We start from the raw sequence: 6,155 nt of genomic DNA, 5'->3' as shown, positions 1-6,155 counted from the left end.
GATGTCCGGAATCTGCGTGGGCGTTGTTACGATCCCCCGCATGCGGGTGAGTGAGCAGATCATGGCCGTGCTCGGCCCGGACCCTGTGTGGTCGGATCAGCATGAGGGGATGAGCGGCCAGGTGATGCGGGTGACGGGCGCGGCGGGGGTGTTCTACGTCAAGCAGGGCCCGATCGCCGTCGCCGAGCATGAGCGGCTGCGCTGGCTCAAGCGGTGGGCGGCCGTGCCCGGCATCGTCGCCTTCGACGGGCAGAGCCTGGTGCTGGCCGATGTGGGCGCGCCCAGCCTGGAAACCGCCGCGCCGCCGGAGATCGGCACGGTGCTGGGGCGGGTTCTGCGGGGCCTGCACGCCATCGAGGTCGGGGAGTGTCCTTTCGACGAACGGCTCGATGTCCGTCTGGCCCGGGCGGGCACACGGGTGCGCGGCGGGTTGGTCGATGCCGATGACTTCGACGAGGATCATGCCGGTTGTTCGCCGCAGGAGGTCCTTGATCGGCTGATCGCCGAGCGTCCCGCCGAGGAGGATCCGGTCGTCGCGCACGGCGACTACACGCCGGGCAATGTGCTGGTGCCGCCCGTGGGCGATCCGGTGCTGATCGATGTCGGGGGGCTCGGCGTGGCCGACCGTTACCTTGATCTGGCCATCGCGGTGCGGGATTTGCGCGCCGATTTCGGCCCACCTGCTGTCGATGACTTTTTCGCGGCCTATGGGCTGGATGTCCTGGATGAGCGGAAGCTGGGTTACTTCCGGCTGCTGGATGAGATGTTCTGAAGGCCCGGGTGAGCGCCGTGCCGCCGGCTCACCCTTGCCGTTCGTCGGCGCCGGGGCCGTCGCGCCCGGCGTGGATCAGCTCGATGAAGGCCGTGGCCGCGGGGGAGGGCCGGTCGTCCCAGATCAGGTGCTCGACGCGGGTGGGGGCGTCGCGGAGGCGGATGACGCGCAGGTCGGGTGAGCGCGGCGCGTACGCGGCCGGCAGCATGCCCACGCCCAGGCCCTGCCGTACCAGATCGACCATGAAGTCGGCCGAGGGCACCTCGAAGGGCATCTCGCGCCGTACTCCCGCGGCCGCGAACGCCTCATCGGACTGCGCCCGCCCGGCCGCGCCGACGCGGAAGTCGATGAACGGCTCATCGGCCAGGCTTCGCAGGTCCGTCTCGCGCTCTGTCCGGTGGTGGTCCGGGGCGACCACGGCGACGAGTTCGCCTCCGGCGAGGCGGCTTCGGACGCCTTTGGGCTCCATGTGGGGCGGCAGGCCGAGGAACGCCACATCGATCTCGCCGCGCCGGACCCGTTCGATCAGGACCTCGCTGCCCGCCGAGGTGAGCGTGATGTGCACACTCGGGTGGCGGTGGCGGTAGTCGCACAGGGCGATCGGCAGGTCGATGGCGGTCACGGTGGGGATGGCGCCGACGGCCAGGCGCCCGACGATCTGCCCGCCGGCGGCCGCGACCTCGGCCCGCGCGCGGTCGGCGGCCTCCAGGCACTCCCGGGCCGCGGGCAGGAACGCCTCCCCGGCGCCACGGCGGTGTTCCTGCTGGTGTCGGCGCTCGCGCCGAGCGGCCCGGTGCTTGTGGCCGGGTACCGCGCTGACGGCGCTGACGTCGGTGGCCGCGCAGGTGGTGGTGCCGTACGCGGCCACGCTCGCCGCACCTGGGCAACGCGGCCGGGTCGTGGGCATGGTCATGGCGGCGGGCTGTCGTCAGGCGAGGCGGACGGGCAGGCCGTGCAGGCCGTGGATCAGGGTGCTGTCGCGCCATCGCAGGTCGGCGGGGTCGGCGTCCAGGGTCATCGCCGGGAACCGGTCGAGCAGCCGCCCGAGCGCGATCTCGGCCTCCAGCCGGGCCAGCGGGGCCCCGAGGCAGTGGTGGATGCCGTGCCCGAAGGCGAGGTGACCGGCGGCGGGCCGGGTGAGGTCCAGCAGGTCGGGGTCGGGGAAGCGGTCGGCGTCGCGGTTGGCCGCCAGGAGGGAGATCATGACGAACTCTCCGGCGGGGATCTCCACATCGCCGACGGGCACCGGGGCGGTGGTGAACCGTACGGTGGCGATGTTGATCGGGCCGTCGTAGCGCAGGAACTCCTCCACCGCGCCGGGCAGCAGCGCCGCCATCTGCCCGGGGTCGCTCAGCAGCGCGAGCACGCTGTTGCCGATCAGGTTGACCGTCGTCTCATGGCCGGCCACCAGCAGCAGGAAGCCATGGACACCAGTTCGGCGTGGGAGAGGCGAATCGCCGGCCTCCGAGACGCGGGTCAGGTCCGACAGCAGGTCATCCCCGTGCGCGGCGCGTTTGGCGGCGACGACGCGCGGTCAGCAGGCGGGCCATGTCTGCGATGGAGGCCCGGATGCCGCCGGCCGGTCCCAGGGCCTCTCCGGCCCATGGTCGCCGTGGCCTGCCGCGGCGGGTCGTTCCGGTGAGCGCGTCCGGTCCGAGGTGGTAGGGCGTGGCGGGGTGGTGGAAGCGTTCGAGGCCGAGCGGGTGGGCGATACGGCGGGTGAGGGGTTCGGCGTAGGGCAGGCCGGCCGCGGCGGCGATGGCGTGGCCGAGCAGTTCGAAGCCGAAGTTGGAGTAGCGCACCCGGGGCCTGCCGACCGCCGTGCCGCGGGCCTGGGTCAGCAGTTGCGGCAGGTCATCGTGCTAGGGGTTGGTGCCGTACCGCCACAGGGCGATGGCGCACCGTAGCGGGCGCGCCGATCTGGGCAGGCGGGGCAGCCCTGAGCGGTGTGTGCTGAGCGCGGCCAGGGTCACTTTCGCGGCGGGGACGTGGCCGAGCGGCAGCAGCTCGCCCAGGGTGGTGTCGTGGTTGATCTCGCCGCGTTCCAGGGCGTCGGCGTACAGCAGGCCGGTGACGGCCATCGAGCCGATCTCGTAGTCCGCCTCCAGGGGGGCGCCGCGCGCGGCCAGGGTCGTGCCGTCGGGGGTGATGAGGGCGGCGGCGGCGACGGGATGACGTGGACCGAGCGCTTGTTCGATTCGTGTGGCGAGCGGGGCGTCGCCGTGTACCGCCGTCACGCCGCGGGGGGCTGCTGGACGTTCCGCCGTGCGGTGAACCACATCGGCGGTGCGCCCTGTGGGCCTCCCCCGGCCGCCGGGGGCGGCGATTGCCCGATACGCCCCAAAGGTGCTATGGTTCATTAGTAGAGCAATGAACCGATGAGGCAGGGGCGCGCGAGTGTTCGACGACCGGAGCCCGATCTACCGGCAGATCGCCGACAAGATCAAGACCGACGTCCTGAACGGGGTGCTGGCGGGCGATGAGCAGGTCATGTCGACCAACCAGTACGCCGCCTTCTACCGGATCAACCCGGCCACGGCCGCCAAGGCGTTCCAGCAGCTCGTGGATGAGGGCGTCCTGTACAAGAAGCGAGGTATCGGCATGTTCGTCAGTCCGGCCGCCCGCGACCTGCTGCGCGAGCAGCGGCGCAAGCGGTTCTTCACCGACGTGGTCGATCCGATGGTGGCCGAGGCGCACGCCATCGGCATCCCGGTGACGGAGATCATCGAGCGGATCGGCGGGCACGCGCGCGAGGAGCGCGCATGAGCCTGCAGGTCGAGGTCAGCGACCTGCGCCTGACCTACGGTGAGACGGTCGCCCTCGACGGGGTCGGCTTCACCCTCACCGGCGGCAAGATCTACGGGCTGCTCGGCCGCAACGGCTCGGGCAAGACGAGCCTGCTGTCGGTGCTCGGGGCCTTTCGCAGGCCCGGCGCGGGCTCGGTGCGCATCGGCGGGCGGCCGGTGTTCGAGAACGCCGCCGTCACCCGGCAGACGTGCCTGATCAGGGAGGCGGGGGAGGCGTCGGCGATCGGCACCGTCAACGACGCCCTGTACTTCGCCGAGGCGCTGCGTTCGACCTGGGACGCGGCCTACGCCGAGCGGCTGCTGGACGCCTTCCAGATCCCCCGCCGCAAGAACGTCGCCGCGCTGTCGCTGGGCAAGCGCTCGGCGCTCGGGGTGGTGCTCGGGCTGGCCTCGCGCGCGCCGGTGACCATGTTCGACGAGTCCTACCTGGGGATGGACGCTCCCTCGCGGTACGCCTTCTATGAGGAACTGCTGGCCGACTTCATGGCCCACCCGCGCACGGTGATCATGTCCACGCACCTGATCGAGGAGGTGAGCTCGCTGTTCGAGGAGATTCTGATCATCGACCGGGGGCGGCTGGTGCTGCACGAGCAGAGCGAGGCGCTGCGCGGCCGCGGCGTCTCGGTGACCGGCCCCGAGGAGGAGGTCGGGCGTTTCGTCGCGGGATTGACCGTGCTGGGCGACAAGCGGCTGGGCCGCACCCGCTCGGCGATGGTGTACGGCGAACTCGGCGAGGAACGCCGCGGCAAGGCCCTGGCGGCCGGGCTGGAACTGGGGCCGATCGCCATCCAGGACCTGTTCGTCCACCTGACCGCCCGAAAGACGCCGGACGCCGGGCCGGGAGAGCGCTCATGAACGGCCTTGCGGCGATCTTCCCCCGGCGGCTGCTGGCCGCCAACCTGTACTTCACGCTGATCGTCTATGCGATCTTCGTGGTGGTGGTGATGGGCGTGGCCGTGGCCATCGGCGTGTTCGGCGACCTGGAGACCAGCGTGTGGGAGCGGGCCGTGCAGGCCGCCCGCTGGTACGTGCTGGTGATCGGCATCACCGTGGTGCGGCTCTACCTGCCGGTGTACGTCGCCCATGGGCGCACCCGGCGCGAGTTCGCCGGGCAGGCGGCGGTGTTCATGCTGCTGTTCGCGCCCGCGGTCTCGGCGCTGACCGCGCTGGGGTACCTGCTGGAGGGCCTGGTGTACCGGCTGGGCGGCTGGCCGCACCAGATCGCCGACCGGCACCTGTTCGGGGGGCCGGGGCAGGTTCCGCTGGTCCTGGCGGAGTACTGGGCGCAGTACCTGGTGTGGGTGAGCGCCGGGGCGCTGCTCGGCGCCGCCTTCTACCGGCTTTCCACCGGCGGGGTGTTGCTGATCCCGGTCGCGGCCGTGCCGGTGATCCTGGTCCACTCGGCCACCGACCTGATCCAGGTGCTGCCGATCATCGGCCGGCTGCCGACGCCGGACCTGCCGGGCACGACGGGCACGACGGGCATGGCGATCACCGCGGCCATCGGCGGCTGCGCCCTGGTGTTCGCGCTGACCTGGGCCTTCATCCGTGACATGCCGATACGTAACCTCGGCTGAGCGGGCCGTTCCCGCCCGGGCCGGTGCGGCCCGCCGCCGCGGTCCGGCAGGGGCGGGCGACCGGCATCCTGCCGCGTATGGGAGGTTTGTGTGCCTGCGCCGGGGCCTTTGTTTGGGAATGCCGTGAGATGCCCGTGCAGACGGGCACTTTGCCGCCGCGCCGCGCGTTGATCGGGAACTGAGGTTTTCCACACCCCCGTCCTGGGGTAGCCGCCACGGCGGCGGGGGGTGGGCCTCATTCCTCTGTCACGCCGAGATGAATAGCGTCTTGATTTATGAATGCCGTTGAGATGGATGGGATCGCCGGTTGGGCGATCGATCTGATGGAACGCCTGGGGGAGCCGGGGGCGGGCATCGCCATCGCCCTGGAAAACCTGTTCCCGCCGCTGCCCAGCGAGGTGATCCTGCCGCTGGCCGGCTTCGCCGCCAGCAGGGGCGACCTCAGCCTGATCGGGGCGGTGGTGTGGACGACGATCGGGTCGGTGGTGGGCGCGCTGGCGCTGTACGGCGTCGGTGCGCTGTTCGGCCGCGACCGGATCGTGGGGATCGCCGCCCGGCTGCCGCTGGTGAAGGTCGCCGACATCGAAAAGACCGAGGCGTGGTTCGCCCGCCACGGCACCAAGGCGGTGTTCTTCGGGCGGATGATCCCGATCTTCCGCAGCCTCATCTCGGTCCCGGCCGGGGTGGAGCGGATGAAGATCACCACGTTCCTGGGGCTGACCGCGCTGGGCAGCCTGATCTGGAACACCGCGTTCGTGCTGGCCGGCTACGCCCTGGGCGAGAACTGGGGCATCATCGAGCGGTACATGGGCGTGGTGTCCAAGGGCGTCTTGGGCCTGTGCGCGCTGGCGGTGATCTGGTTCGTGGTGGCCAGGATCATCCGCGGCAGGCGCGAGCGGCAGGGCGGCGGCGGGCGGCACCGGGAGCGAGACCGCGAAAGGGTCTGACGGGTGGCGAGCGTGGTGGGCGGTTGGCTGCGCACGCTGGCGGGGCTGGTCG

Annotated in this window: 7 protein-coding genes and 1 pseudogene; 5 read left to right on the top strand and 3 right to left on the bottom strand. The window is 71.5% G+C overall.

All coding sequences use genetic code 11. The annotated features are described in order from the left end of the window. The coding region (locus C1I98_RS33720; RefSeq protein WP_111171390.1) for an aminoglycoside 3'-phosphotransferase at positions 1 to 772 on the top strand (772 nt) is incomplete at its 5' end. A gap of 28 nt (positions 773 to 800) precedes the next feature. On the opposite strand, the gene C1I98_RS33715 is transcribed toward C1I98_RS33720, so the two are convergent. From C1I98_RS33715 to C1I98_RS44605, 3 genes and pseudogenes are all read right to left on the bottom strand, one after another. Then, on the bottom strand, positions 801 to 1,685 hold the full coding sequence (locus C1I98_RS33715; protein ID WP_111171389.1) for a LysR substrate-binding domain-containing protein: 885 nt from the start codon (positions 1,683 to 1,685) through the stop codon (positions 801 to 803). 15 nt (positions 1,686 to 1,700) lie between these two features. Next, positions 1,701 to 2,180: a cytochrome P450 gene (locus tag C1I98_RS33710; protein WP_233508410.1), complete on the bottom strand. Its 480-nt coding sequence runs from the start codon at positions 2,178 to 2,180 to the stop codon at positions 1,701 to 1,703. A gap of 85 nt (positions 2,181 to 2,265) precedes the next feature. After that, positions 2,266 to 3,009: pseudogene (locus C1I98_RS44605) on the bottom strand (serine hydrolase domain-containing protein). A gap of 160 nt (positions 3,010 to 3,169) precedes the next feature. Here C1I98_RS44605 and C1I98_RS33700 point away from each other — a divergent pair. The 4 genes from C1I98_RS33700 to C1I98_RS33685 all read left to right on the top strand — a co-directional run bounded on the left by C1I98_RS33700 (position 3,170) and on the right by C1I98_RS33685 (position 6,103). Beyond that, positions 3,170 to 3,538: a GntR family transcriptional regulator gene (locus C1I98_RS33700; RefSeq protein WP_111171387.1), complete on the top strand. Its 369-nt coding sequence runs from the start codon at positions 3,170 to 3,172 to the stop codon at positions 3,536 to 3,538. After that, complete coding sequence (locus tag C1I98_RS33695) at positions 3,535 to 4,434, top strand: ATP-binding cassette domain-containing protein (RefSeq protein WP_111171386.1); 900 nt, start codon at positions 3,535 to 3,537, stop codon at positions 4,432 to 4,434. Before C1I98_RS33700 ends, C1I98_RS33695 begins: the two co-directional genes overlap by 4 nt. Next, positions 4,431 to 5,156, top strand: a complete 726-nt coding sequence (locus tag C1I98_RS33690; protein WP_111171385.1) for a hypothetical protein — start codon at positions 4,431 to 4,433, stop codon at positions 5,154 to 5,156. Before C1I98_RS33695 ends, C1I98_RS33690 begins: the two co-directional genes overlap by 4 nt. Before the next feature lie 323 nt (positions 5,157 to 5,479). Beyond that, complete coding sequence (locus C1I98_RS33685) at positions 5,480 to 6,103, top strand: DedA family protein (RefSeq protein ID WP_233508409.1); 624 nt, start codon at positions 5,480 to 5,482, stop codon at positions 6,101 to 6,103. Positions 6,104 to 6,155 lie beyond the last annotated feature (52 nt).

It is taken from the genome of Spongiactinospora gelatinilytica (assembly GCF_003236385.1).
In the GTDB taxonomy this organism is placed as follows: Bacteria; Actinomycetota; Actinomycetes; order Streptosporangiales; family Streptosporangiaceae; genus Spongiactinospora; species Spongiactinospora gelatinilytica.
The sequence above is the reverse complement of the archived record's forward strand: the minus strand, read 5'-3'. Positions and strand labels throughout refer to the sequence as shown.